We start from the raw sequence: 26,756 nt of genomic DNA, 5'->3' as shown, positions 1-26,756 counted from the left end.
GCTTTCAAAGCGCTGGCTCCATACATATTTCCACAAGAAAAAAGCTGCCAAACGCTCGTCGGCAGCTTCCTACATATTTAATAAGGTCCCCAGTTGATCATGACCCCGATACAAATAAATACAAGACCGATGACAAACCAAATGAGAGCAAGAGGCACCATAAAACGCAGCCACTTTACATAAGGAATACCACTTGCAGCAAGCACAGCCATCAACACACCAGAAGTCGGATTGATACAGTTGACTACCCCTTCGCCAAGCATCACTGCTTCTACAGCTACCTGTCTTGTGATGCCCATTAAATCAGCGAGCGGCGCAAGAATCGGGATAAAGACAACGGCTTCTCCTGATCCTGATGAAATCAAAAAGTGAAGAAGCGCACTCGCAATATACATCCCGATCGCACCAGCGATTGGACTAAAGCCTGTCAGCATACTCGCCAAGCCGTTGACCACTGTATCAAGCAGCTTCCCGTTTTCTAAAATGACCGAAATACAGCGTGCCATCCCAACAATAAGTGCGCCGTATACAAGGCTTTGGCACCCGATAATAAACGTTTTCGCAATATCATTGGCCGCTAATCCGCCGAGCAGTCCAGCAGCGATAGCCATAAAGATGAACACACCCGCCATTTCCTTATCGGTCCAGCCAAGCTGAAGTGCGCCATATAAGAAACCTCCAAGTGACAATCCGCACACTGCTAAAATCAGCTTATGTCTGCCAGTAAATGCAGGCTTGTCCACAGATTCCGCATCGGCTCCGCCAAGCCCCTTAGCAGGAAACCATTGATCGCCAAGAATGCTTCCCTTTTCTTTATTCTTCAGACGTCTTGTATATAAATAGATGTACACAATACTAGAAATAAGAAAACAAAGATAAATAATGACACGCAGGCCAATGCCGGAAAAGATCGGCAGCTCTGCAATCGTTTGTGATAAACCTAATGGAGATGGAGATAAAATCGTTGCGTTAAATCCTGCATAACAGCCGATGTATATGACAGCCGCTCCTGCTACAGCATCCCATTTCAAGGATCGTGCTACAATGATGCCGATTGGAATAAATCCAATGACAGAGTTCACGACAATTCCGGTCGTTCCAAGGACTGAAAATAATCCCCCAACAATACAAATAAACAATAATTGCTTCGTTTGAAACCGGCTGATGACATGGTGAATCATCCCGTTAATAGCACCTGTCTTCTCCAAAATGGCAATGGTTCCGCCTGTAAATAGAATCAGAAAAATAATAGAAGAGGACCCTACCATTCCTTCTTGTATCGCTGTAAAAAAGCCAACTGGACTCACTGGTGATTGATCAATACGGTGATAGCTGCCAGGAACGGCTGTTGTGATCTCCCCAGATGTCTTTCGGTCAAACTCACCCGCTGGTACAAAATACGTTGCTATCGTACAAATCAGTGCAATCATAAATAAGAGAACATACGCATCTGGCATTTGAAGTTTTCGTTTTTGTTTCTCTGGTGCTGATACTGTCGCAGTTTTCATGTGTCAAAACCCCTTTGTCCCGATCGGAATTTCACTTAATTTTCTGAATAATCAAATGATGTGTTATATTATAAACACTGTTGATATTTAAGAGCAATATTATTTCATTAAAATAATGTTTTGGCAGATTATCTGTCAGCAAGGAGGATTCTCATGACAACTTTGACAAACGAAATGAAACAAACCGTGACAGACATCTTTGAACACTTGCATGCCCACCCAGAAATCAGCTGGGAAGAAACAGAAACGACCGCTTATATTGAAGATATATTGAAAAAATTGGGCTGCAAAACTCAAACATTTGACGACTGTACAGGGGTGATCGGTGAAATTGGAGAAGGCGCACCAGTGGTCGCTGTGAGAGCTGATATTGATGCACTTTGGCAGGAAGTAGATGGTGAGTTTCAAGCCAATCATTCATGTGGCCACGATGCACACATGACAATGGCTCTTGGCACCTTCATGGCATTAAAGGAAAAAGAACGACCGAACGGCACGATCCGTTTCATCTTTCAGCCTGCTGAGGAAAGAGGCGGCGGTGCGCTGAAAATGATTGAAAAAGGTGTGCTGGCAGATGTCGATTACTTATATGGCGTACATGTGCGTCCAATTCAAGAAACATTAAACGGACGCTGCGCTCCTGCTATTTTGCACGGATCAAGTAATCATTATGTCGGCACCATTATTGGCGAGGAAGCGCACGGTGCACGTCCACACCTTGGCATCAACGTAATAGAAGTGGCTTCAACTCTTGTGCAGAGACTCGCGCATATCCATGTCGATCCAAGAGTCGCGCATTCTGTCAAAATGACCAATCTACATGCTGGCGGGGGCAGCTCAAACATCATCCCAGGCAAAGCTTCTTTTACATTAGATGTACGGGCGCAAACAAACGAAGTGATGGATGAACTAGAAAAAGAAATTGAAAGAGCCGTTCATTCTGTAGCGGATGCCTTTGGCGCTTCCATTACACTTTCAACAGACCATCGTCTGCCTGCCGCCACCTTAAATGAGGAAGCTGTCCAGATCATGTCTCATGCAATTGAACAGGTTTTAGGTAAAGAGCCGCTTGATCCCCCGATTGTCACAACAGGTGGAGAGGACTTTCACTTTTATGCAGCAAAGCTTCCGCATATCAAATCCACAATGCTCGGTTTAGGCTGTGATTTAAAGCCTGGTCTTCATCATCCGTATATGACCTTCGACCGCTCGGCAATCTTTACCGGCATCGAGATTTTGACCGAAGCTGTCTATCAAACACTCCAGCAGCATTCATCATAAATGAAAAAGCCACCCGCCTTCTCATCAAGCGGGTGGTCTGCTTTATATTATGCATTCAGATCTGCCATGGCTGGAACGTTGATTTCTTTTACGCAAGATACCCTTGATAAATGAATCACACATCTCGCAAGCTCCACAATATCCTGGACAGGGATTCTCGTTTCATCATATAGAGTGATGGCCTTTTCGGCTCCATCCTCATACGGAACCTCCGCCGCCAGCTCTCCTGGATTGATACAGGTGACGGATATTTTATCTTTCCTCACATGCTCTCTTAGTGCATTCACAATTCCGCGCAGGCCAAATTTAGATGCAACAAACGAGACTTGCGGCAGGTTTGTATGGTCGAGTCCGGCCGTTGAGCCAATCACGATGATTTTCCCATTCTCTGATTTCCTTACGTGCGGAAGCAGTGCCTGGATGTATGTAATGGTTGAGGTGACATTCACATTGATTAAATGTGCAATATCCTCTGGCTGATCGTGATCAAAGGAATAATCGCCTTCAAAGCCTCGTTTTTCCCATAAACCGACGTTATAGATGAGTACATCAATCGTCTGGTTCTCAAGGGCTTCAAGCATATAAGGGATATGCGTTTGGCTTGATAAGTCGATTTTCAGCCAAATTCTATGAACACCGTCATCTATGTTCAAACTGCTAGGTTCACTTCGCGATACAATCCAGACTGTATCTCCACTTGAAGGGAGACCCTTTACAAAAGCATCTCCTAATCCTTGACTTGCACCGAATATGATATAGTTTTTACTCATAGCTCCTCCTTCTAGGAAACACAAACTGTAAGCGTTTTATATCTATATCATACAGATTCTAAGAGACCGGCGCCCCTTTTATGCTCGTCTTCACTTATTGATTGACGCGGCTACTGGATTTCCCTTAATTCGACTGGTAATGCACGTGCCTCTATAAAGCATTTGATCATTTCTGTAAAAAGTTCTTTCTTCTCAAAAGTAAATGTATGTCCAATACCGGGAACGATGAAGCCTGTTGCCTTCGGATGTGAATTCGTTATTTTTTTTGCTGACCGTTTCATAATGCCTTTTTCTTTTTCTCCCACTGTGACAAGAATGCGTGCCTTCGCTTGTTGAAACGTGTCAGGGAGCTTGTAATGGAGGTTTTCTTGAAACATCGTAAGAAGGGTTTTCTTTTGCAGATGTTTCGATTCCGCCGCATAATGATGCAGTACATGTTGCGAGAGCCCCATCTTTTCGGCTTGGAGCTGGATAAACCAATCTTTCTTTAATAATGGATACGTCAGTGGCAAGAGGGGTCTCACCATGAAATGGAGCCATGGCAAAGGCATCACAAGGGCGCTATTGATGACGGCTATGTCTACGATATCCGGCTCTCTTGATAACACATCAACGGCAATCTGCGCACCTAAAGAAAATCCAATCAGAATCACTTGACGGCCATTCGCATTTTCCTTGATCCATGAGATGACTTCACGGGTGCTTTCATTCATTGAAAATATCTGTTCTTTTGCTCTTGTCCCGTGTCCAATGAGATCAGGGGCAAAGCATTCATACGTGTCCTTCAATATTTCAACCTGCTCCTGCCACATCCAGCTGCTTACTCCTCCACCATGCAGAAAAATCATAATTGACTTATCCATCGCCCGACAACTCCATCCTTCTATATAAGAAAAAGCAGCCGCTTTTTGAGCAGACTGCTTTTTCAACATGCTCCCTTCTATTATAAGGGAACCACTACATCATTGACTATTTTTTCAAATCTTCAATGGAGTTTACGTTCTTCATATATGTTGGAACAACTAGCCCCATTCGAAGACCTTTCATACTTGTACCAAGGTCATCATATTTTCCTTTAAACTTCGCTGCATACGTTTTATGCGTATTTGGCAGCCAAGCGGATAATGATGCATCCGCACTTCCGGTTGCAATTGCTGTCCACATTGGACCTGCTTCAACCTGAGTCAAAGTCACCGTAAACCCGAGTTCACGCAATACTTCTGCCGCAACATTGGTACTTGCAATCTCACTATCCCATGCAACATAGGCCAGATTGACTTTTCCACCATTCGACTTTTTCACGCCTTTTGTCCATTTCGCTACTTGGTCTTTATGTTTTTTCACATATTTTAAGGCGGCATCCTTTGGTTTCACACCATCTTGGATATCAATCATGACTTCGCCCATGTCATCTTGAGACCATTTAAACTGACTAAGCATTTTGGCTGCTTCCGGCTGATCCTTCGCAAATCCTTTACGTGAAATCGTATGAATTTCTTCCGCTTCACCGTAAGATTTTTTTGGATCATCTAAATATTTTAAATCATAGCGGGAAAACATCCAGTGTGGATTCCATCCAGTGATGATGATTGGCTTTTTACGGTCGTAAGATTTTTTAAGCGTTGCCGTCATGGCTGCACTTGATGCAGACACAACCGTCCAATCCTCTAAGCCGTAATCCTTTTTCGCTTGATCTGTCAGTGCCATAATCCCTGAACCAGGATCGATTCCGATAATGGTTTTATTCACCTGCTGTGCGGCACTCGCATTTGAATCTGTCTGCGCACCGCAAGCGGCTAGTAAAAAGACAAGCAGGGCGGTCATCCCAATGTAGAGAGACTTTTTCCACATTAAGCATTCCCCCTGGATTTTTTCGTTTTAATGTTTTGTGTAATACGGTCAAGTGTAATCGCCACAATCACAATGGCAATACCTGCTTCAAAACCAATACCTGTTTTCAGCTGCGTTACCGCACTATATACTTCTGAACCAAGTCCTGGTGCACCTACCATTGCCGCAATGACGACCATTGATAGAGCCAGCATGATACTTTGGTTAATACCAGCTAAGATGGTTTTTGTTGCAAGTGGAAGCTGAACTTTGAATAAACGCTGGAATGTCGTTGAACCAAATGCTTCGGTAGCTTCAATTAAATCAGCCGGTACTTGTTTAATACCGAGAATGGTCATACGAATCGTTGGCGGCATGGAGAAGATAACCGATGCCACAACCCCAGGAACAACCCCAATATTAAAGAAGAAGATCGCTGGTAATAGATAAACGAATGCAGGCATTGTCTGCATTAAATCTAAAATAGGTGTCACAATTTTACGCACAGTTTCCTTCTGTGATGCCCAAATACCGATCGGAACCCCAATCACAATGGAAATGACCACAGCGGTCAAAACGAGCGCAAGTGTTTGAAGCATTGGATGCCAGTAGCCTAAATAGTCGATCAGTAAAAATCCAATAAGTGTGAAAAGAGCAACTCCTCTTGTACTGATCCACCAAGCAATGCCGGCAAAGATAAGGGTTAAAATAATGGATGGAATGACGCCAAGTGCTGCCACAATCCCATTTACTGTTCCTGATAATCCATTTGTGATGCCATCAAAGAAACCACCAAACGTTAATGTTAACCAGTCAACAAATTGATCGATATATTCCGCGAACGGAATTCTAGGTAAATCACTCATACTAAACATCTTATTCTACCTCCTGTGCAGAAGGCTCTTGTGCTTTAATTTCCTCTAACTTGTTAGAAGACATGTTGATATACTCATCATTTCCTGATAATGCACCAATCAATGCACCTCTGACCACAATGCCCTTCATTCTGTTTTTCTCATCGACAACGGCAATCGGAATGTTCGCATCAGATACCGCATCAAAGATCTCTGTCAAATACGTAGATTCCAACACTGTCGTAAATTCTTTATCAAGAACAGTTTCAAGTGACGCTCCCGTTTCTGCTGCCTTTTTCGCTGCTTGGGCAGAAATAACACCTAATAAATGCTTTTTCTTATCTACTGCATAGATAGATGAAATCCCAAGGTTTTTCATGAGCGTAAGCGCAACACGTGCCCCTTTATCGATCTGAATTGTTTCTGCACGTTTCATAATATGACCAGCGGTTAATACTTTAGAAAGGTCAACATCTTCAACGAAGCGTTCAACATATTCATTCGATGGGTTCATCAGAATTTCTTCTGGTGTTCCGATTTGAACGATATTTCCGTCTTTCATGAGTACAATGCGGTCACCAATACGAAGCGCCTCATCTAAATCATGGGTAATGAAAATGATCGTTTTTCCTACAGATGTATGAAGCTCAAGCAATTCATCCTGCATATCTTTACGAATTAATGGATCTAGTGCGCTGAATGCTTCATCCATTAATAAAATGTCAGGGTCATTTGCTAACGCACGTGCCAATCCAACACGCTGCTGCATACCACCACTTAATTGATTTGGGTATTGCTCTTCAAAGCCTTCAAGTCCAACAAGCTTTAAAGATTCAAGCGCTTTTGATCTGCGCTCTTCTTTATCTACACCTTGCAATTCAAGACCATACTCTGTGTTCTCAAGAATTGTACGGTGCGGGAACAATGCGAAGTTTTGGAAAACCATGCTGATTTTTTTCCGTCTGACTTCACGCAATTGATCCTTTGACATATTTGTTATCATATCCCCATCAATATATATTTCGCCGGAGGTTGGTTCAATTAACCTGTTTAGCAGCCTCACAAGTGTGGACTTTCCGCTCCCTGATAGCCCCATGATGACAAATATCTCGCCGTCATACACATCAAAATTTGCTCGATTGACACCAACTGTTGCGCCGGTCTCTTTTAGGATCTCTCTTTTTGTTTTCCCTTTTTCAAGCATTTGAGATGCTTTTTTAGCATTTTTACCGAAAATTTTAGATACATTATTTATCTTGATTTTGATATTTCTCTCTTCAGAATTCATATTTTCCCTCCAAATTAGCATCTTTATAACCGTAACATAAGCGTTATGATGCGAACAATCTTTAGAATTCGCTTATTTCCCCACAATATGTATGAATTCCATATAGAGGTCAGGTCATTAGAGTTTATACGCCGTATTACTCGTAAATCCTATAGAATGCTTCATAAACTACATATTTTACGGGGTATTTCCTCTCATCAGACAATATTTTACTGGAAATTCCTAATTGTGCTAAAAAATAAGTCGAATCCTCGTCATAGCGGTTTTTTTGAATCATGGGCGAACCATTCCCCTTAACAGGATTTACCCGAAAATGGTCACATAAAAACCTTTTTCCTCAAATTTTATTTAAATTCATAAAAAAACTGCCTGCAACTTTAGTTACAGACAGCTTGTTTTTTAGGACTCTAGGGCAGCCCGCTTAATATTATCTTGAAGCTCAAGCATACGTTTTGTTCCATCTTCGCGTAATCGCTTGTTCTCTTCTTCGATCTGTTTCGTCTCTTTCATCCCTTGTACAATTGTATTAAAGGATGATTCGATCGTTTCAATGTCGATGCTTGGACGGCCAGATAATTTGGCAATCTCCACACTTTGACTTGAAATGTTTTCAGCATTTCGTTTCAGCATTTCATTTGTTCTTCTATCCAGCTCACTCATAGAATCAGCCACAAGCTTTTGTCTCTTCGCTGTAACAGCTTGAATGATCCCATTTTTGAAAATTGGAATCGTGATGATGAAGGCAGAGTTGATTTTACCGATTAATTTCGTATTCCCACGCTGAAGCAAACGGATTTGCGGTGCCGTTTGAAGCGCCACCATTCGTGCCATATCAAGGTCATACACACGCTCTTCAAGCGCTTGAATGCCATTACGAAGCGTATCAAGCTCCATTTGTGCCAGCTGGTTTCCACTAGCTGCTTTTTCTTCATATGAAGGAACCAATTGCTTTAATTCTTCGATTTTCATTTGACCGGCTACGACATACTTTTCCAGCTCCAAATAGTATTGAATGTTATGCTCATACATTTCTTCAAGCGTCACAGTCGATTTGGTCATTTCATCTTTATATTTACTAATTTCCACATTAATTTTTTCAATTTCTGCACCAAGCGTTTGATATTTACTAAAAATCTTTTCGATCATGCTGCCGCCGCGCTTAAAGATTTTTGACAACAAACCACCCTTCGGTTCGTCAAAATCATTTTTATCAAAGCGATCCATAATCTTGCCAAGCTGCGTCAGCATTGTTCCTGAGTCAGTGACGCTTGTTGAACGCATCATCGAAAGGATACGATCAGAGAACTTAGAGATTTCAACGGCTGGCTGTTTTCCGTATTCAAGCAGTTCCAGCTGATTTTTTGCATCGATCTGTCTCGCGATATTTTGCACTTCTGGTTCGTTTCGAAGCTGAACGCGAATATCGTCTGCCTTCTCAATCGTGATTTCCTCTTTATCAATTGAAATGATGTCATTTCCGTTTGTATTTGTCATAAGCTTTGATCTCCTTATCGGTTTTTGATGGATTGAAATAACTTTCTAACGATGGACGGCTCTTTAAACTCCTGGTTCATGACCATCTCATCAAGCCAATGGGTATCAAATAATTGGTCATCGATATACCGTTCGATACACTGATATCCCGCCGGATGATATACGAAGAGATCCACACCCATTTCATTTAGGAAAATCAGGGCGGCCGCATCAGAACGTGTCAGCTCACCATTATATTCCGTATGGTATAAAATCACTTTCGGTACGGTTTGTGCATAATCAAAGGTTTGAATCAGTTCAACGAGGTCCTGGCTCATATGCAGAACCTGCTTGAATAAATAAATGCGGACATCTAATTCGGTCTCATTGCCTTCTTTTAATAGCTTCGGATGCTGACAGATTCGAGATATCGCCTCTGCTATCGCACGCTGCGTACCCTCATATAGATGAGAAAACTGCCACACATTGCTTTTCATTAATAAGTCAGGATCAATCTCTCCAGCAGAAGAAAGTGCATGCTGATAATGAAATTGATAATTCGAAGTCACTTCTTTCGTAAAAGGAAAATGGCGAATGGTCTTCGTCTCTTTCCCTTCCATTAACGTGTGAATGCGATCCCAGTATTCACGCTTGTCTCGTGTGACACCCATCATTTTCGCAAAGAGATTTGGAATCTGTATCGTGTCCCGGTCTGCTTTGAAATTCGGGCGGATAAAGGATCGTTCCTTTGCAATTAAAAACAGCTCATCATACGTGGTCTTCAGTGTAATGGAATGAGGAGTATGATCTCTGAATTGCCACGGCTTATACAGCATTGAATCTTCCGTGTGAAGCACCTCTTCAAGCTCTCTTGTCGAGCGGTACGCCACCGTTGATTTCCTCTCAGGCTTTTCAGTAGGGAACGGCTCAAGCTTTGAAGTCCCCGGGTACTGATCAATAAAAGTCAGCTTTTCTTCTGGATCTAATTCGCGGAACGAATCCTCGCCTTCTGGATGAAATAGCACAACATCACAGCCAATCAGCATGACATAGTAAAGAAAATAAAGCTGACTTTTATTCGCCTCTCCATACCAAATGACAGCCGGCATTTTTTCTTCGATATTGACTTCCTTCAGCCATGGACCTAGATGGTTATTTGAAAACTTCACGACATCCAGCAGGACCCGGCGGAAATCAGGATGCTGAAATCCACCCTCGTGCAGCTGCTTGAAATGCTCAAATACCTTGATCAATGAAAGACGGATATGCCGGTTCATCACAGGGTTTGGATGGCGTACAATCAGCTGTTCACCATCTAAAAAAGCAACAAAGCGATTCACGGACAATCCCTTTTCTTCTTGGTTAATCAAATGAATGCGCTGCAGCGCTTGAAAATGCTCCGGCTCAATATGACGATTGAGTGTTTCACTTAAAATATGCATGCCGTCTGTTTCGTATAATTCATGTAAATAAATAAAATAATCGGTTGCATCATGCGGAGTTCCAAGGACCCGGGCGGCGAGACGCGGCAAAGACAACGTATGCTCGTCCTTTACATAACCGTCTCTTTCAGGGAGCGGCTTTTTCAGCACGTTTTTCCAGGCTTCCTGCTCCGCCCGTGTATGGGTGACATTGATTTCTTTATAACTCACGCCGCTCCTTCCTTTCTCCTATATTTTCTCGAAAGCTACTACTATCATATCATTCAGCCTTCTACTTCTGCTATCGAATCGAAGGCTTTTTTGCGTTCATCATCTGATCGATGACAGAAGCGGTGATTTCATCCGCTGCGGCCATGCCAGATGCTGCTGTCGGCTCAAGTGATGGGTCAAAGTCCAGAACTTCTCCATGCCTTGGGGCAAAGCCCATATCTGATTGACGAATGAGCCCTGCATCTAACAGAGAATCACCCGCACCATAGACGTATTCAAGCTGCAGCCTGTCCTTTAGAAAAGAAACAGCATCCCACTTATTAAGCGGCTGTGGAATAAAATAAAGCTTCCGTCCCTGAAGAGAAACCTGCCAGCCTCTCTCTTCGCCCCACAGCTTCAATTCAGCAAGCGGAATGTGAGATAGATACTCATCTTTCATAATCAAATAAAGAAATCTTCCCTCTGCTGTACGGGTACGCTTCACCCATGCCGCAACTGGAAGCTCGGAGATCGCCCTCAGCATCTCTCTGACTGGCATACACTCCCTAAGTCTCTCATCAACAATGGCCTGCCAATCCTCAAGCGGCTTGCCATGATGAAGAATACAGCCCCCATTTGTTGTGACAGCATACTCCGGTTTAAGCTCTTGCTCAAAGAAGGTGATTCGTTCATACTGTGCGGTTGTTCTTGTCGTCACTGGAATGAACCAGCCTGCTTGATGAATCGTCTGCAAAGATTTTTTCGTTTTAACAGACATATAGGAAAGCGGCCGTTCGTCCAGCACCTCAACTAAATCATACTCTCCTTCATACGCATACTGGTCAAGCACTCGATGTGAGTAAATCAGCGTCCGGTCTAAATCACTGGCAAATGCAAATGTCTTCATGACGTTTGCTCCAGCGGACGAATTAATCCACAGCACGTGTAGGACATATTGGCATATTCAATGACAGGAACACCTCTGTCCTCTGCCAAAAGCAAAATATGCTTCAGCTTCTCCTGAGATCCAGGCTGAATCAAGATTTTCCAAGGGATTCTTCTAAGCAGCACGCGGGTCGTTTCACCAACACCCGGCTTAATCAAGTGGGTATTTTCAATTTGAAACTCCTGACCGATTGCTTCAATGGATGCCATTCCCCGCCAATCTGCCGGTGCTCCTTGCGTAAGTATGTTTTCTGCTTTCTCTTGTACATTTGGTCCGAGGCTGGAAAATGCTTCTTCAATTGTATCCACATATAGATTGGACACATCCTCATCAAGCAGCTCTTTATAATACTTTGCCCCATGGAAATCATCGGCATTGATCCAGCGGTTGTTTAATACCGTACGACTGACAAGCCCTGATACTGTCGAATTCAGGCAGGCACTTGGAATGAGAAAGTCCTCCCTCGTTCCGTATACATGTGTACAATAGCCGGGGTCTGCCAGCACAGCCAGCTCACTCGAGAGACGTACACCATACTTTTTTTCAAAATCAAGAACAGCTTTTTGGAGCTCTTTCGAAATCGCCCCTTTTCCAGTCCATCCATCGATAAAAGCAATTTCAAAACCTGGATGTTCTTTCAGCATGTAATGCAGTGCATTCTCGTCTATTCCGCGGTCGCGAATAATAGAGATGCTGTAATGAGGCAGATCGACACCATACGCCTTTCGAATATATCGTTTGATCAGCACCCCGATCGGTGTCCCCGCACGCGCCAAACTGCAAAGCACGGTTTGGAAACCTCGCTTCTTCACAATCTGTTCTGCTACAACAGCTACTGCTTCTGCTACCTTTTTCTTACTTTCTTCAAGAGATTGATAGAATAAAGTCATATAAGATGCCGTTGGTTTGTACTCAATTGGCAGCATTTCTGAATAATGCGCACCGCTCTGAATCGAACGCTCCCGCTCCTCTGTACTTTTCTCCATCTCAATAGAGGATAAATCTTTGAGTAAGAAGGTTACATCCTGCTCTGGATAGCTCCCCATCTTTGTATACACATTAGCCATTCACCTTCACCTCGTCTGATAAAGTCACAATATGCACATGCTTCACATGCCGCTCAGCAAATAAGTGAACAAGTGGAAGCAATGCCTCCTGAGAAACCTTTTTCTCAAAAAAGAGAAATACATCATCATATTCACCTTTTGGAATGTTGTACACGTAGTGCTGAATTCGGGCATCCTCTGGATTTATAAAGGTAAACCCATTTTGGACAGCGTACCCATCCTTTTCGACTGGGTGAATGGGGCTTCTCGTCGTTGAATGAAAGAGAACGCCTTCCCCCATATGTGCAGCCAATCTCATTGGCACATACATCAACTCACCTGTCCCTAAGCAAAGTGTTTGTTTTCCTTTACGTTCCTGCCGCAGCCTCAATCCCGCTTCAGCAGCTGCTTGGTCGAGCGCTTCCGTATCTGCTGCATTTAAACCAAAACGACCCGTTTCATGTATATATGGCGAATGACCTGCCGAATTTGTTGCATGAGAAAGTGAATATGGCACTTGCTTAAAGAAAGGTTGAAGAGAGTGAAAAGAGAGACTTGGCTGCTTCTCTTGCTCCGCAATCTCATACGAATAAGCTGGTTCATCGAGCGTTTTGCCTCGAAAAATCATCTGCCCTTTTAATAAAGACAATGATGTGATGTGAATTCCAAGCTCCTCTTCAAGCTGGCACATGGCTATCTCATGCTCCTCCGTCCGCCAGTCCAAAATGGAAAGAATGGTATAAGAATGCCTTGGGTACTTTGCATGAAGGTCACGAATGATGTTGATATTGGTACGACCTGTTGTGACTTCATCATCTACTAACACGATGGGGCGGTCTGTGCGAAGGAATGCTTCGTCTGCATAACAAAGCTGATCTGTTGCATGCGAATGTTCTTCTTCAAATACCAATGACGGGTCAAGATCCAGCAGCTGTTCACGTGTCGTATGAATGTATGATGCGCCTTCTATCACATCATACACACCATGTCCAAGGGCTGTTGCCGTTTCCGCAAAGCCGATGACGACAGGCTCATTGCCTACTGAAAGCTTTTCTTCTTTGAGTGTTTCATAGGCTGCCGTTAACACCGTGTGATCATCCGTCTTGAGTGCCTCTACAAGAAGATCTTGGTGCGGGGGCGTCTTTCCCGTTTGCTCTTTGGCATATGCCATCGCTAAAAGACCCGAGACAAGGAGCGGTTTTACTGGATGAACAGGAATATGCTTTCCAAGCACCTTACTAACGAATAAAAAGGCTCTTTTTTTGTTCACCCTTGCCGCCATCTCAAAAAGATGCTCTTTTTCAAGCTGGAGCGCACCTTCTTTAAGGTCAAGCTCAACCTCCATATGTTCCAAGATGTTCAGCGTATGCCGCTTCTGATTCTGTGAGTATGTCGATATAGCTTCTATTTTCATGAAACACCCCGTAAATGTCTGACTTCATTAAAATGTGCTCTGCCCACCTGTAATGCGGCTTCGTTTCATTCATCTTATTAGAGAAAGCACTCTTCATCACGCCAACTGTGCCGTCGGCATGTTCCAGAATGCTTAATGCATCCAAGTACTCTTCCTTTGTCACAACGTACATGCTTTGCACTGGCTTGAGATGTGTTGGATGGATCACTGTCTTTCCATGTATGCCGTTGGCTACATCGAGTCTTGTCTCTTTGAGTAAACCTTGTACGTCATCGAATTCAGATAAGGACAGCTCACCGCCCTTAGAAAGCGCACGGATGAATGGTTTTTGTTCCTTTCGTGCAGGACCAAAATGCTCCCATACAGCACCTGATACAACAAAGGAACGGCCAAAATAATTGATAATATCTGTGATCAAATCAGCAATCAATCTGATTTCATAGATGGTGGTGTCGCGATCACGGCGAATGCCATATAAGCCGCAAAGATCAGTTGCCCCAATACGAATATTCAAAATATATTCTTCATCATTCAGCATGATCTGCTTTAACTTAGACAGCACCGTATATCTTGTTTCTTTTTCTAATAAATCGGGTGTTTCCAAAATGGGCATACCGTACAGCGTTGTCTTCGTTTGTACGGACGCCTGTTTCAAGCTGTCCAAATAATCCTTCGCATTATGAATAGAACACTTTGGAAATACAAAACCCGTCAATAAACGAAGAGATGGACCAAGCAAATCTGCCATTTTGAGCAGTTGCTTCGGCGAACGAACCCGAATAAATAAAAGCGGCATTTGTTCAGCCATTTCAGGTGTATGCGTTAATTTGTCCGACAGTTTGGCGAGTTGTACCACTAGATTCTGTTCAGCCATTTCCACTTCTTGATCACCGATGGCATCCTCTAAACAAAATACAACAGAGCAAAGCGCTTCATATTTCTGCGACAGCAGCATGTCTGCTATATCCTGTCTTGTCGCAGGCATATACAAAGTAGCACCTAATGCATGCGCAAGTACGTGCCTTGGCGTCATCAAATGCATCGACCCCGGCCGTTTGAAGAAAATATCGTGCTGCCTCGCCTCTGATAAAAACTGAAAATACCGCATGCTGTGCCACCTCCTGTTGTTGAGAGAAAATCGAACAAATGACTTGATGATTCAAAAAAGGATGGAGCCGCTAATCAACTCCATTCCTTTTTGATCGTCCTATTCTTCTTTTGAAGCCGCAGCTTCGTTTGTCACTTCTTGATGTTTCTTTTTATTGATTTTATGAACGATAAACGTTCCGATAAATGCTAGGATAATAATCGCAAAGAATACAAGATGCGGGATTTCAATGTGAGCAGCACTCAAGCCCATCTTGATGGCAATGATCCCGATGAGAATAAACGCTGTATTCTCGAGCTCTGGGATACGGTCAATGAGAACAAGGAATAACTGTGCGACTGTACGCATCATGAGAATTCCAAGCATTCCGCCTAATAGTAGAATCCATACTTCCTCAGATACAGCGAATGCTGCAAGAATACTATCAACCGAGAAGGCAAGGTCCATAATTTCAACAGAAATAACAGTTGCCCAGAACACACCAAAGACTCGAATCAACCAGCCTTCTTTTTTCAGTTCCTTCGCTTCATCATCGCCGTCACCTAACCAGAAGTGCTTAATAACAAGCCATGCTAAGTAAGCAGCTCCGAGGACCTTAATCCACCAGAACTTAATAAGCAGCATCCCTACGCCAATGAATAGAAAACGGAAGAAATAAGCGCCAATTAATCCGTAGGTTAATGCCTTTTTACGCTGCTTTTCTGGTAGATGTTTCACCATCACAGCTAATACAAGTGCGTTATCTGCTGATAACAATCCTTCAAGCACGACAAGAGTCCCAATAAGCCCCCAAGAGACAGGGTCTGTTAATACCTCTGCCCACATATGCCAATCAAAAAACGAGGCATATGTATCCAACATATGTTTCAAAATGTCCAACTGGTTTTCCTCCTATAAGTGTAGAAGCATCAGCAGGCTTTCGCCTGCTGCTATTCTTGATCGCTGTTTCTTTCTCACTTAGGAAAAGACCCTCATATGAGCTTTTGACAGCATCTCTTGAATTGATTTGTTTCTCTTATTTACACTTCTAACCCATAATTTTGACAAAGAGCTGCAAGTCCGCCAGAGAATCCGCTTCCGATCGCGTTAAACTTCCAATCACTTCCGTGTCGGTACAATTCACATACCACAACAGCTGTTTCAATTGAGAAGTCTTCGCCTAAATCGAAGCGAATCAATTCTTCCCCGCCCTCTTCATTTACAACACGAACAAATGCATTAGAGACTTGTCCAAAATTTTGGCTGCGCGCCTCTGCATCATGGATCGTAACTGTAATTCCGATACGATCAATGTTAGCAGGAATTTTCGAGAAATCAACGAGAATTTGCTCGTCATCTCCATCTCCTTCACCCGTCCGGTTATCACCTGTATGAGTGACACTGCCGCTCGGATGCTGAAGGTTATTATAGAACACAAAATCTGTATCTTGCTGACAACGATTGTTTGCATCCACCAAGAAAGCCGAAGCGTCCAAATCAAATTCGGCTCCGCCAGAATATTTATTCGTATCCCAGCCAAGACCGATCATCACTTTCGTCAGCCCTGGGTTGGTTTTGGTTAAATCGACACGTTGTCCTTTTGAAAGCTGAATAGCCATATTCGTATCTCTCCTGTCTTTGAAAATAGGAAACTATTGCTTTATCCGATATCTAAGCCAAAGTCCGTTGCAATGCGGGCAAGACCGCCTTGATAGCCTGATCCGACAGCTGAGAATTTCCATTCCCCGCCATGACGGTATAATTCACCTACAATAATGGCTGTCTCAATTGAGAAATCCTCTGCCAAATCGTAGCGAATGAGTTCTTCATTCGATGCTGCATTTAAAATACGTACATATGCGTTAGACACTTGTCCGAAATTTTGACTGCGCGCTTCTGCATCATGAATTGTAATGACAAATGAAATCTTTTCAACACTTGCCGGTACAGCTGCAAGGTCAACATTGACCTGCTCGTCATCTCCGTCCCCTTCACCAGTGCGGTTATCGCCTGTATGTACGACACTTCCGCCTCCTCCAGTTGTTTGGTTGTAAAAGACAAAGTCAGATGGAGAGCTTGCTTTACCTGCCGCATCTAAAAGGAATACACTTGCGTCTAGATCAAAGTCATGTCCGCCGTCATACTTATTGACGTCCCAGCCAAGACCGACGACTACTTTTGTTAAACCCGGATTCGTTTTTGTTAAATCAATTTTTTGACCTTTCGCTAAAGAAATTCCCACTAGGAACCTCTCCCTTCTGTTTAAATATAGTTTCTCGTAATATCTGCAAGCTTCGCATCATTTGTGCCATTTCCAAGCGCCGCAAACTTCCACTCATTCTCGTGACGATAAAGCTCTCCGACGATTAACGAAGTTTTTCCTGCATAGTCATCTTTTAAATTATATTTCACTAATTCTTGATTGTTTGAACGATCAACGATGCGAATATAAGCATTTTGAATCATACCAAAGTGTTGGTTTCTTCTAAGGGCATCATAAATGTTCACGACAAACACCAATTTATTCACGTTACCCGGCACCTTGCTCAAGTTGACGAGGACTTGTTCATCATCTCCGTCTCCTTCACCAGTCAGGTTGTCACCTGTATGCTCAACACTGCCGCATTTGCTCTTTAGGTTGCCAAAATAAATCAAATCTTTATTTTCCGTAAACTTATCATTTTTCAGCATGAGCACTGAAGCATCACAATCAACATCAGCGCCGCCTCCGCCGCCAAACAGCTTTCCTAAAAATCCGCCGCCTTGTGATACAGGGTCCCAGCCAAGTCCAACAAGAATATTTGTTAGCCCTGTTTTCCCTTTTGTTAAATCAATACGTTGACCTTTTTCTAATGTAATCGCCAAATCAATCACTCCTCCAGCATAATAAAAATCTATTTATTAAGCGATGGACCCTATTAAAATCATCATACATGAAAATTCGACAAAATTCATGAAATGACATTGGAGCCTCTTACTCTTTTTTCTATTTACTAGTATATACGATCTATGTTCAAGATAGGTTTCAAACACTTTATATTTTTTTAACGAAAGATGCACATTGGAAATGGTTCATGTCGTTAATGAAGTGTTTCATGTGAAACATTGTCGAAAGTTCCCGATGAACAGCTCTTGCTGATAAGGAGCGTATTGATGTGGTTTCATATGTTGATATAGAAAAGATAAAAGCAAAGGATAAAACCTTTCGTTTCCTTCCACCTATGGATTTCTTTATACTTATATTCAGCATGTTGATGAAAGGATGTTGATGATGCCATCACTTCATATATTAGATCAAGTCGCCATTCCTAAAGGTCAGTCTGCTCAGGAGACATTGATTCATACAACGCAGCTGGCTCAGCTGGCTGAAACGCTTGGGTATGAGCGCTATTGGTTCGCTGAACACCACAGCACAAGAGGGCTCGCTAGTACAGCGCCTGAAATATTAATGGCTCATATTGCGGCTCATACAACGACATTGCGTACCGGATCTGGCGGTATTTTACTTCCTCAGTACAGTCCTTTTAAAGTAGCAGAGGTCACGCGGCAGCTTGAAGCCCTTTATCCTGGACGGATTGAGATTGGTGTCGGCAAATCTCCAGGCGGGATCGAAAGGACGAGGCTCGCTTTGACAGACGGCGTGCCTAAAGATCTGTCTCAGTTTGACCGCCAGCTGAAGGACCTTCTTTTTTACTTATCAGACAGCCTGCCTTCTGGTCATCCGCATGCAGGCGTGAAAGCTGCTCCGCTCGTTGATGCTCATCCGCCGGTTTGGCTGCTTGGGCTGGGAGAAAATAGTGCCATGCAGGCGGCGGAGCTTGGAATCAACTATATTTTTGGCCACTTTATCCATCCTGCACGCGGCACACAAGCATTTGAGACGTATCGATCACACTTTTCTCCATCTGTCTTTTCTAGGCAGCCACAATCTATGTTTGCCGTCTTTGTCATCTGCGGTGAAACAGATGAAGAAGCAGACAGGATCGCCAGCAGTACAGATTTATGGCTGCTTCGTGTTGAAAAGGGACTGGACAGCCGCGTTCCTTCTATAGAAGAAGCAAGCGCCTATCACTACACCACACAGGAAAAGAAAAAAGTGCTGCAAAACCGCCAGCGGATGATTGTCGGCTCGAAGAAAACGGTGAAAGAGCAATTACAAACCTTGATGGACCGCTATCAAACGGATGACATCATGATTCTGAACAATTCATTTGATCCGATCGAAAAACAACGTTCCTTCAAGCGAATAGCAGAATTATTTTGAAGCCAGCTTTCCAGGCTTCTTTTTTACATTGTCATAAAAAATGGGAAATGTAACATCAAGATGTCAAAATCCTTCCGTCTGTCATCTGATCGCAAATGTGTCTTCTAATCGTTAGCGAACTGTAAACGCATAAGAGGTGTACCTTTTATATAGTAGAGGTACATATTCAATGAACGGTTTACGACGCTGAGAAAGAAGGAGATGACAGACATGAAAAAGAGACTCGATTGGGTTGATGCAGCTAAAGGAATTGGCATTCTGCTCGTGGTCATGGCGCATGTGCCCATTCCAGATTCGCTCAAGCAATTCATTTACTCTTTTCATATGCCGCTTTTCTTTTTACTATCAGGCATGATGTTTCGATCATCCTCATCCCCTGCTCTGTCATTTATTCAGAAAAAAGCCAAAAGCTTACTCTTGCCCTATCTCTATTTCTCCATCATTACGTATGTATTTTGGTTCTCCGTTACCCGTTTTTTCGCATTCAAGGGACAAACGGATATTGATCCTTTCGTTCCGTTTACAGGTATTTTCATATCCAATGCAGATGAAGCAAGACTCACACATAACCCAGCGATTTGGTTTTTAACGACGCTCTTTTTAGTGGAAATTTTATTTTTCTTTATGCATCGTCTTTCTAAAGGAAAACCCGCTGCCGTGATCTTGCTGACTGTTCTTTGCGGCGGTGCTGGATATGCCTCTACCTTGCTTTTAGATCAAAGTCTTCCTTGGAACGCCAATGTTGCCTTGACGGCTGTTGTGTTTTATTCGATTGGATTTTTAGCAAAGCAATGGTTTGTGGAATTAAAAACAGATCCAACCCTTCTTTTATGTACAGGTCTGCTTGTGCTAACGGCTTACATGCAAAGCTTTAATTCACGGATCGATATGCGCGTCAACGACTACGGTGATCTCTTTATTTTCTACGCATGTGCTCTGCTCGGTTCAGCTGCCGTGATTTATTTAAGCTTTAAATTGAAAACATCCCCTATTTTGACGTATCTAGGACGTAATTCTATTGTCATTCTTGTCTTGCAGTTTGCCGGTATCGATATCATGAAAGCATTTGTTTTTTATGGACTCGGTATCAATATTGCTGATACAGCACAGCTCTCTTGGACACTTTTTTATACGATTGGCACATTGCTGCTCATGGTGCCATGTATCTCCTTCCTGAGCAAATACCCGATGCTGCTCGGCAAACCAGCCAAAGCCGCTCAACGCTACGAACAAAAAACATCCGCCGGATGAACAGGCGGATGTTTTTTGGATTAATCATTGATTTGAGAAGGATAAAGTGTCATTCCACCATCTACAAATAAGGTGGTGCCTGTGATATACGCCGCTTCCTTAGAAACGAGGAATGCAGCAGCGGCCCCAATCTCCTTCGGTTCACCAAAGGTTCTCATCGGAATTTTCTCAAGCTGCTTTTGTTTTTTCAATTCATCCTGTAAATCATCATTCGATTCGGTTGCCATGGTACCCGGCGCAATCGCGTTGATTCGAATACCTGCTTCGGCATAATCAAGAGCCAGCGTCTTCGTCATCATATTCATTCCGCCCTTTGAAGTGGAATAATGAACATTGAACGGGCGCGGAATTTCCTGATGGACACTGGAAATATTTAAAATAGATCCTTTGATGTCATGCTCCATCATATAGGCGAGCGCAGCCTTTGCGCCTAAAAATGCACCTGTTATGTTGACATCGATGACGTTTTGCCATTGCTCCAGCGTCATCTCATGCGGCAGCGCTTCTTCCCCGTTGAAGCCTGAATTATTGACGAATACATCTACTGTACCGAAATGCTCCAGTGCTGTATCCATGATGGCTTGGATGCCTTCCTCTTTGGAGACATCTGCGTGTACTTTCACCGCCCCACCTCCGTGCTTCTGAATGGCTTGTACGGTCTCTTCAGCTCCATCTTCATCGCCTTTATAGTTCACAACCACATTCATTTCCTCTTGTCCAAACCGCAATGCGATCGCTTGTCCAATTCCTTTTGAAGAACCTGTGACAATGGCTGTTTTCCCTTTTAAATCTTGATACATCTTCATTTCCTCCATTCACGTGCTTCATCTTGCTGATACACAATGGTTACCCATTTTGGAAAAAACAAAAACACAACCCTCTGCATTTGTACTCGAAGAGGGTTGTGCGTTTCATCAAGCTAAAAGGTGTTATAAACATTTTCACACGTTTCGGCAGTTGGCTGATAAAAGCAATGTGACTTATACCTTGCCACAAACGGCTGATTGTACCAAGTCGCCGGACAATCGCCAGGCGGTTTAAAATACCAAAGGCTGAATTTTGCCGGCCAAAAACGTTCTCCGTTAATATTTCTCCGCGCAAGTGTTTTTTCCGTTTCTCGTGCTCGCTGATAGAAGTAACCATGCGTGACCGCTTCGAATGCATGCTCCTGATAAATCATTTGTGGAATCGTACGCAGCCCTTTAAAGTCAGAGCAGTTGGCACGCAAACGATTGATGCCCACGTTTCCTACGAGCAGCATCCCTCGCCTCCCTTCACCTTCTGCCTCCGCTCTCAGCAGTCTGGCCATTAAATCAATATCAGAGCTTGTCGCTCTTACCACTGCCATACATCCACCTCCAGTTCGTTTCTCTTTTATTTTATGTAGCGTTTCTGTGTAGATGACTGCCATTTTGACATGAAAAAGCACGTTCAGTGTCGGCAGCCTGTCTAAATTTGCTGGACATGTGTCTCGCTGCCAACAACACTCAAACCAAGTGACCATATACATAACAGGAAGAAATATTCATTACTATATACTCATTTACAAGTCATAAAAATCCTTCTAATTGCGACATCATCTTCAAAAACAGTCATTTGAACCTATTCAATAATCCGACTCAAAACCTTAAAATATAAAATGTTGAGTTTCTACAGGAGATATCAAATAATAAATTACAAGTTTCTCCTCTCAACTTAGTGTCATTTTTACTACTTGAAGCCAATCAACCTCGGAAACGCACTGAGGTATTGACAGTACTTTCGCTTCATTCTACAGTAAAAAACATACAGTATTTTTCTTTTTGTGCAAAAAGAATGATATGAACTACAGCTTTTCAATGAAATTCACCATAAACCCGAGGAGGAAAACACGCCATGTTTAAAAAGAAATTATCCCTGTTTCTTCTGATCTTGTGTGTAACTGTTGTCGCTGCTGCTTGTAGTGGTGGAAAAGACAAAACAGCTGCGAAAGAAAACGATACCAAAAAATCTCTTGATGCAGCAGAGGTAAAGGTAGAAAGTGCTGAGTACACATTACCACCTCAATACGATACATCTGTACAGGATGATCAGTATGTACTAAAAGTGAATGTATCTGTAAAAAATATCAGCAAAGAGCCTCTCAATGTTGATAAAAGCAACTTCACGCTTTACCAAGATGACGCACAGGTATCTACAATCTCTCCAGATGACTACAACGAAGTATTATCATCAAGCTCTTTAAATGCAGACAAAGTGACAAAAGGCGGTCTTTTCTTTGTTGTTGACAAAGACAAGGACTACCAGCTTGTTTACACAGAGCCAGGAAGCGGATCGAAAAAAGATGACAAAACATTAGAATTCGATATTAAAGGAAAAGACTTAATGAAAAAAGCAGATACACTACAAGCATCTGCAAAAGCTCTTTCTTCTTATATTGATGTGATGATTTTTGGTAAGAAAAACGATGATTTCGAAAAACTAACAGGTGATAACAAATCAACTGTTGTGAACGAATTTGATAAATCATTCAAACAAGGTTACATCACTTCTTCAGGTATTTCTTCTAGCTCAGCGAAGGACGAAAACCTTGATAAGCTACTGAAAGCTGTGAAAGAAACATTAGCTGAAAAATCAAAAGTTTCAACAAAAACAAAATCCATCAGTGGTGATAAAGCTGTCGTGACTGTGACTCTGACACCAATCGATGCAAGTCCGCTTGTCGATCGTTTGAAAGAGAAAGCGACTGAGTTCTACAGCAAAAACCGTTCAGCTTCTTATGATGAAGCGCAAAAATACTTACTATCAATTTACCCAGATGAGTTTAAAAAATTAGGACCATCATCTTCTGAAGAAACAGTAGAAGTCAACATGAAGAAAAATGATATCGACCAATGGAAACTTGATTTGAACGACTACAAAACAAGCTCATTAGTTGAGAAATTCATCAAGAACTAAAGAAAAACCCCCGATTCCGGGGGTTTTTTGTTATGATTTATCACCTGGTTTGGTGATCGTGAACCCCCTCTATCATCAAAAACCAGAATATAGTCAAGTTATCTTACCCTTGACAACATTTCTTTCTATAATCAGTGTTCCATTTCTTTAGCTTGATCACTATGAGATATTCAATCCTGATTATTCTTTTTTGTACTTAAGATTTTTTTCTGCTTATTTGAGTTAAAGATGTAGTGTAAACTCGAAGTAAAAAAGGTACTCCTCATTCTTTATTTCATACTGGTGCGGTGATTATTGTTGCAGGAGCTGGTTATGTAATTGCTACAGAAGCCAACAAGCACAGGAATAAAAAATATAACCATTATGAAGCTATTATCCGAGGCTGAGTATATATTGGAAAAGGAATAAATAAGTCACAAGCAATTGCTAGAATGAAATCAAGAAAGGGTATTATTATTACTGGCATCCCCATAAAGAACTTCAAAAGCTCATGCTTTCTACGGAGATCCGTTAAATAGTTAATAGAGGTGAATAATGTTCAATTACGAAAAGCTATTTAAACAATATTTATATAAAAAAGATCAATTGATTTTTACTAAAGAACGAGTCGTTGAGATGATAACGTCTAAATTTCAAGCTAGAGAATTTTCAAAAACAAAGATTTTAGATTTAGTAAATGATGATCACTTTGAATATACTAAGATATATAAATGTTTTGTCATTGATGATCCGAGTATATTGATTCAATTGTTTTCGAATGAGGAAAAAAAGGATCATCGTGAACAAGTACTTCATAATCGTCTTCATCCGTTAAACCCTAAAAGAGTAAAAGAATGGGAGTATAATCACTTATTGCTTGATGAACAAGAAGGTAGAAGAATTGATATCATTTTAGAAAGTAAAGATGGATTATATGTTTCAGAATTTACCGTAAGAGATAGTTGCGAAAAGCTTAATAGGTATATAAATGCTTTAATTGTAGGTGCACTTATCGAAAATGGGTTAGAAGAATATCCTGATGGTATTCATGACGAGTATTTTCAATTTTATTTAGAGAACTTGGATCAATTCGGTTTCTTAAACTGAAAAATACGATGATCGGCATTCACTTGAAAACGCCCTCTATCAAAGAGGGCGTTTCTTTATTTCGCAAGCATCCATTTCTCTTTCATAAACAAGCTTCTGACGATGACAAACAGGATAACGACTGCCAAGGCCGAGGAACCGAGTGTCAGGGTGATGGACATTGGATCAATGATCCCAAACATCAGTTGCTTACACAGCGCATGAATATTCAGGAATGGGATGGCAAAGTAATACGTATCTAGCTGCGTAGCACCTGCTCTCATAGTAAAGAACATTGGGAGCACACCGAGTGTAATGATCATGGACATGTACGACTGTGCTTCTTTCACTGAGCCCGATATCACGCTGAGCAGCAGTTCAATCATGGATACCATGAAGGAGAAGATGATTAACGCCGCAAACATGACGCCGATAATGCTCCACATTTGATCACCAAAGTTCAGAGCCTGCTTCAGCTTTTCTGTAAAGAGCAAAGTGGATAGAAGCAGCATCCCGATCGCCACAATTCCACTTAAAATCCCAAACATGGAGACAGCGAGCCATTTTCCGATGAGAATCTGGAGTCTGCTGGCCGGTGTCAGGAATAAGGCTTCAATGGATTTTCGGTCTTTTTCACCCGCTACAATATCAAGCGCAGCTGGCAAAGCACCTGAGATGACGGAGGTTACCAAAATCATCGGAAGGAGAATCGACAACAGCATAGCGGTCACACCGTTTTCCCCTTCATCACCTTCTTCTACATCAACGGACTGCACTTCAAACGGATGAATAACGGACGTATCGATTTGATCCGCTGCTAAACGCTTCTCGACCACCTGGTTTTGATACTGCTCCAGCAATGATTGCAGCATTTGAACTGTGATCACCGAATCATCATCTGTCGTATATCCGTGAATTTTAATGGCGAATGGCTTTTGATGCTTGAGCATATCGCCAGCCTCTATCGGCATTTCTAGGTAAGCATTTGCCTCCCCATCCTTGACGGCTTGCTGCGGATCATCAAATGTTTCAAGGTGTAGGTTTTTCACCTCTTTGATCATTTGGTTCATTTCGGCTGGAAGCTGTTCATTGATGGCGACTGTATAGGCTTTATCCCCTGGATCTGCAATCATGCTTTCATAAAAGAACACCAGTCCAAGCATGGTCAAAAGAGGAATCAGTACGGTTAAGAGCAACGTTTTTCGATCCCTTAGCGCATCTGTCATTTCTTTCAAAAAGACGGTTTTCCACATTATGAAATCCCCCTAGCGAGCTTCGACATAAAGATATAGTTCAAGTCTTCACTTTGTTCCTGTGCATATAATTCTGGAAGTGTCCCTTTGTAAACAAGCTCTCCTTGATGAATCATCATGACACTGTCACAAAGCTGGCTGACTTCTTCCATGATGTGGCTTGAAAAGAGGATCGTTTTATTTTGCTGCTTGAGCTGATGGATAAAATCTCTGAAAATATTACTCGACGTGATATCTAAGCCTGTTGTCGGCTCATCAAATAAAATAATGTCAGGATCATGAATTAACGTTCTGGCAATCGCCACCTTTTGTTTCATTCCTCTTGAGAATCCTTTCACCTTGCGATCCATGTATTGTCTCATCCCAAAACGCTTTGCCAAATCCTCTATTCTTGCTTTGATTTCATGCTGATCTAAGCCATATAATTTGCCAAAGTATTCAAGGTTTTCTCTTGCCGTCAAACGATCGTAAAGCCCCGTCTCTCCACCAAACAAGACACCAATTCGCTTTTTCACTTCTGTTGCTTCTTTCACTGTATCAAAGCCTGCGACAGTGACTGTTCCGTGTGTAGGCTCTAATAATGTGGCTACGGCGCGCAATAATGTTGTTTTTCCTGCACCATTTTCTCCTAGGATGCCAACGACTTCCCCTTCCTTCACGGAGAACGTCATGTGTTTCATCGCTTTCACGACTTTTTTCTTATCTTTAAACCAGCAGCTGCAATCGCTGAGTGTAATCATTTGGTTCGCCCCTTTCAACTTTCTAATCCTATGATAGAAAAAATAACGCTTGCCTGATATAAAAATGTCGCGAAACGTCCTTTTTCTGTCTTGAAATGATCTATTTCAAAAAAACAAA

25 protein-coding genes are annotated in these 26,756 nt (G+C 42.3%); 5 read left to right on the top strand and 20 right to left on the bottom strand.

Going from position 1 to position 26,756, the window contains the following annotated elements; translation table 11 throughout:
* Positions 1–77 precede the first annotated feature (77 nt).
* Entirely contained in the window at positions 78–1,508 is a 1,431-nt protein-coding gene (locus ASE42_RS00390; protein WP_024424344.1) for a YfcC family protein, read from the bottom strand.
* A gap of 153 nt (positions 1,509–1,661) precedes the next feature.
* Between ASE42_RS00390 and ASE42_RS00385 the strand changes: the two genes are divergently transcribed.
* Positions 1,662–2,789 (top strand): M20 peptidase aminoacylase family protein, encoded by a 1,128-nt coding sequence (locus ASE42_RS00385; RefSeq protein ID WP_056765005.1) that lies wholly within the window; start codon positions 1,662–1,664, stop codon positions 2,787–2,789.
* A gap of 47 nt (positions 2,790–2,836) precedes the next feature.
* Here ASE42_RS00385 and ASE42_RS00380 read toward each other — a convergent pair whose 3' ends face one another.
* The 15 genes from ASE42_RS00380 to ASE42_RS00310 all read right to left on the bottom strand — a co-directional run bounded on the left by ASE42_RS00380 (position 2,837) and on the right by ASE42_RS00310 (position 17,993).
* Complete coding sequence (locus ASE42_RS00380; RefSeq protein ID WP_056765003.1) at positions 2,837–3,559, bottom strand: SDR family NAD(P)-dependent oxidoreductase; 723 nt, start codon at positions 3,557–3,559, stop codon at positions 2,837–2,839.
* Between the two features lie 110 nt (positions 3,560–3,669).
* Complete coding sequence (locus ASE42_RS00375; protein WP_235566652.1) at positions 3,670–4,422, bottom strand: alpha/beta fold hydrolase; 753 nt, start codon at positions 4,420–4,422, stop codon at positions 3,670–3,672.
* Between the two features lie 106 nt (positions 4,423–4,528).
* A complete protein-coding gene (locus ASE42_RS00370; protein ID WP_044333560.1) occupies positions 4,529–5,410 on the bottom strand; it encodes a glycine betaine ABC transporter substrate-binding protein in 882 nt (293 codons plus the stop codon).
* Positions 5,410–6,255 carry a glycine/proline betaine ABC transporter permease subunit OpuAB gene (opuAB, locus tag ASE42_RS00365; RefSeq protein ID WP_056766792.1) on the bottom strand — a complete coding sequence of 282 codons (846 nt, stop codon included), beginning with the start codon at positions 6,253–6,255 and terminating at the stop codon, positions 5,410–5,412. The genes ASE42_RS00370 and opuAB overlap by 1 nt, the downstream gene beginning before the upstream one ends.
* 10 nt (positions 6,256–6,265) lie before the next feature.
* Positions 6,266–7,531 carry a glycine/proline betaine ABC transporter ATP-binding protein OpuAA gene (gene opuAA / locus ASE42_RS00360; protein ID WP_056764999.1) on the bottom strand — a complete coding sequence of 422 codons (1,266 nt, stop codon included), beginning with the start codon at positions 7,529–7,531 and terminating at the stop codon, positions 6,266–6,268.
* Positions 7,532–7,930: 399 nt separating this feature from the next.
* Positions 7,931–9,025, bottom strand: coding sequence for a toxic anion resistance protein (locus ASE42_RS00355; RefSeq protein WP_024427234.1), 1,095 nt, complete (start codon positions 9,023–9,025; stop codon positions 7,931–7,933).
* A gap of 14 nt (positions 9,026–9,039) precedes the next feature.
* Complete coding sequence (locus ASE42_RS00350; RefSeq protein WP_056764996.1) at positions 9,040–10,656, bottom strand: YceG family protein; 1,617 nt, start codon at positions 10,654–10,656, stop codon at positions 9,040–9,042.
* A gap of 70 nt (positions 10,657–10,726) precedes the next feature.
* Positions 10,727–11,542, bottom strand: a complete 816-nt coding sequence (locus tag ASE42_RS00345) for an HAD family hydrolase (RefSeq protein ID WP_056764993.1) — start codon at positions 11,540–11,542, stop codon at positions 10,727–10,729.
* Positions 11,539–12,648: a cysteine protease StiP family protein gene (locus ASE42_RS00340; protein WP_056764990.1), complete on the bottom strand. Its 1,110-nt coding sequence runs from the start codon at positions 12,646–12,648 to the stop codon at positions 11,539–11,541. Before ASE42_RS00340 ends, ASE42_RS00345 begins: the two co-directional genes overlap by 4 nt.
* Positions 12,641–13,972: a phosphoribosyltransferase family protein gene (locus ASE42_RS00335; RefSeq protein ID WP_056764987.1), complete on the bottom strand. Its 1,332-nt coding sequence runs from the start codon at positions 13,970–13,972 to the stop codon at positions 12,641–12,643. Before ASE42_RS00335 ends, ASE42_RS00340 begins: the two co-directional genes overlap by 8 nt.
* Entirely contained in the window at positions 13,962–15,149 is a 1,188-nt protein-coding gene (locus ASE42_RS00330; RefSeq protein ID WP_056764983.1) for an HpcH/HpaI aldolase/citrate lyase family protein, read from the bottom strand. The genes ASE42_RS00335 and ASE42_RS00330 overlap by 11 nt, the downstream gene beginning before the upstream one ends.
* A gap of 99 nt (positions 15,150–15,248) precedes the next feature.
* Entirely contained in the window at positions 15,249–16,028 is a 780-nt protein-coding gene (locus ASE42_RS00325; protein WP_024424355.1) for a TerC family protein, read from the bottom strand.
* A 140-nt stretch (positions 16,029–16,168) separates the two neighbouring features.
* A complete protein-coding gene (locus ASE42_RS00320) occupies positions 16,169–16,747 on the bottom strand; it encodes a TerD family protein (protein WP_007498343.1) in 579 nt (192 codons plus the stop codon).
* Positions 16,748–16,788: 41 nt separating this feature from the next.
* On the bottom strand, positions 16,789–17,370 hold the full coding sequence (locus ASE42_RS00315) for a TerD family protein (RefSeq protein WP_024424356.1): 582 nt from the start codon (positions 17,368–17,370) through the stop codon (positions 16,789–16,791).
* Between the two features lie 20 nt (positions 17,371–17,390).
* A complete protein-coding gene (locus tag ASE42_RS00310; protein ID WP_024427228.1) occupies positions 17,391–17,993 on the bottom strand; it encodes a TerD family protein in 603 nt (200 codons plus the stop codon).
* A gap of 406 nt (positions 17,994–18,399) precedes the next feature.
* On the opposite strand from ASE42_RS00310, the gene ASE42_RS00305 reads away from it, so the two are divergent.
* Positions 18,400–19,392, top strand: a complete 993-nt coding sequence (locus ASE42_RS00305; RefSeq protein WP_044333581.1) for an LLM class flavin-dependent oxidoreductase — start codon at positions 18,400–18,402, stop codon at positions 19,390–19,392.
* A gap of 210 nt (positions 19,393–19,602) precedes the next feature.
* The gene (locus ASE42_RS00300; protein ID WP_024424359.1) at positions 19,603–20,643 is read left to right on the top strand and encodes an acyltransferase family protein; all 1,041 of its coding nucleotides are present in this window, start codon (positions 19,603–19,605) and stop codon (positions 20,641–20,643) included.
* A gap of 20 nt (positions 20,644–20,663) precedes the next feature.
* On the opposite strand, the gene ASE42_RS00295 is transcribed toward ASE42_RS00300, so the two are convergent.
* Entirely contained in the window at positions 20,664–21,443 is a 780-nt protein-coding gene (locus ASE42_RS00295; protein WP_024427225.1) for a glucose 1-dehydrogenase, read from the bottom strand.
* 119 nt (positions 21,444–21,562) lie between these two features.
* Complete coding sequence (locus tag ASE42_RS00290; protein WP_024424361.1) at positions 21,563–21,991, bottom strand: cell wall hydrolase; 429 nt, start codon at positions 21,989–21,991, stop codon at positions 21,563–21,565.
* 527 nt (positions 21,992–22,518) lie between these two features.
* On the opposite strand from ASE42_RS00290, the gene ASE42_RS00285 reads away from it, so the two are divergent.
* Positions 22,519–23,580 carry a DUF4352 domain-containing protein gene (locus ASE42_RS00285; RefSeq protein WP_024424362.1) on the top strand — a complete coding sequence of 354 codons (1,062 nt, stop codon included), beginning with the start codon at positions 22,519–22,521 and terminating at the stop codon, positions 23,578–23,580.
* A gap of 534 nt (positions 23,581–24,114) precedes the next feature.
* Positions 24,115–24,666, top strand: coding sequence for a hypothetical protein (locus ASE42_RS00280; RefSeq protein WP_034623944.1), 552 nt, complete (start codon positions 24,115–24,117; stop codon positions 24,664–24,666).
* Between the two features lie 56 nt (positions 24,667–24,722).
* On the opposite strand, the gene ASE42_RS00275 is transcribed toward ASE42_RS00280, so the two are convergent.
* Positions 24,723–25,898, bottom strand: coding sequence for an ABC transporter permease (locus tag ASE42_RS00275; protein ID WP_056764981.1), 1,176 nt, complete (start codon positions 25,896–25,898; stop codon positions 24,723–24,725).
* The gene (locus ASE42_RS00270) at positions 25,898–26,638 is read right to left on the bottom strand and encodes an ATP-binding cassette domain-containing protein (RefSeq protein ID WP_025092774.1); all 741 of its coding nucleotides are present in this window, start codon (positions 26,636–26,638) and stop codon (positions 25,898–25,900) included. Before ASE42_RS00270 ends, ASE42_RS00275 begins: the two co-directional genes overlap by 1 nt.
* Between the last annotated feature and the right edge of the window lie 118 nt (positions 26,639–26,756).

Origin of the sequence: Bacillus sp. Root920, assembly GCF_001429445.1 — a bacterium.
In the GTDB taxonomy this organism is placed as follows: Bacteria; Bacillota; Bacilli; order Bacillales; family Bacillaceae; genus Bacillus; species Bacillus safensis.
This window is presented reverse-complemented; position numbering and strand designations above follow the sequence as displayed.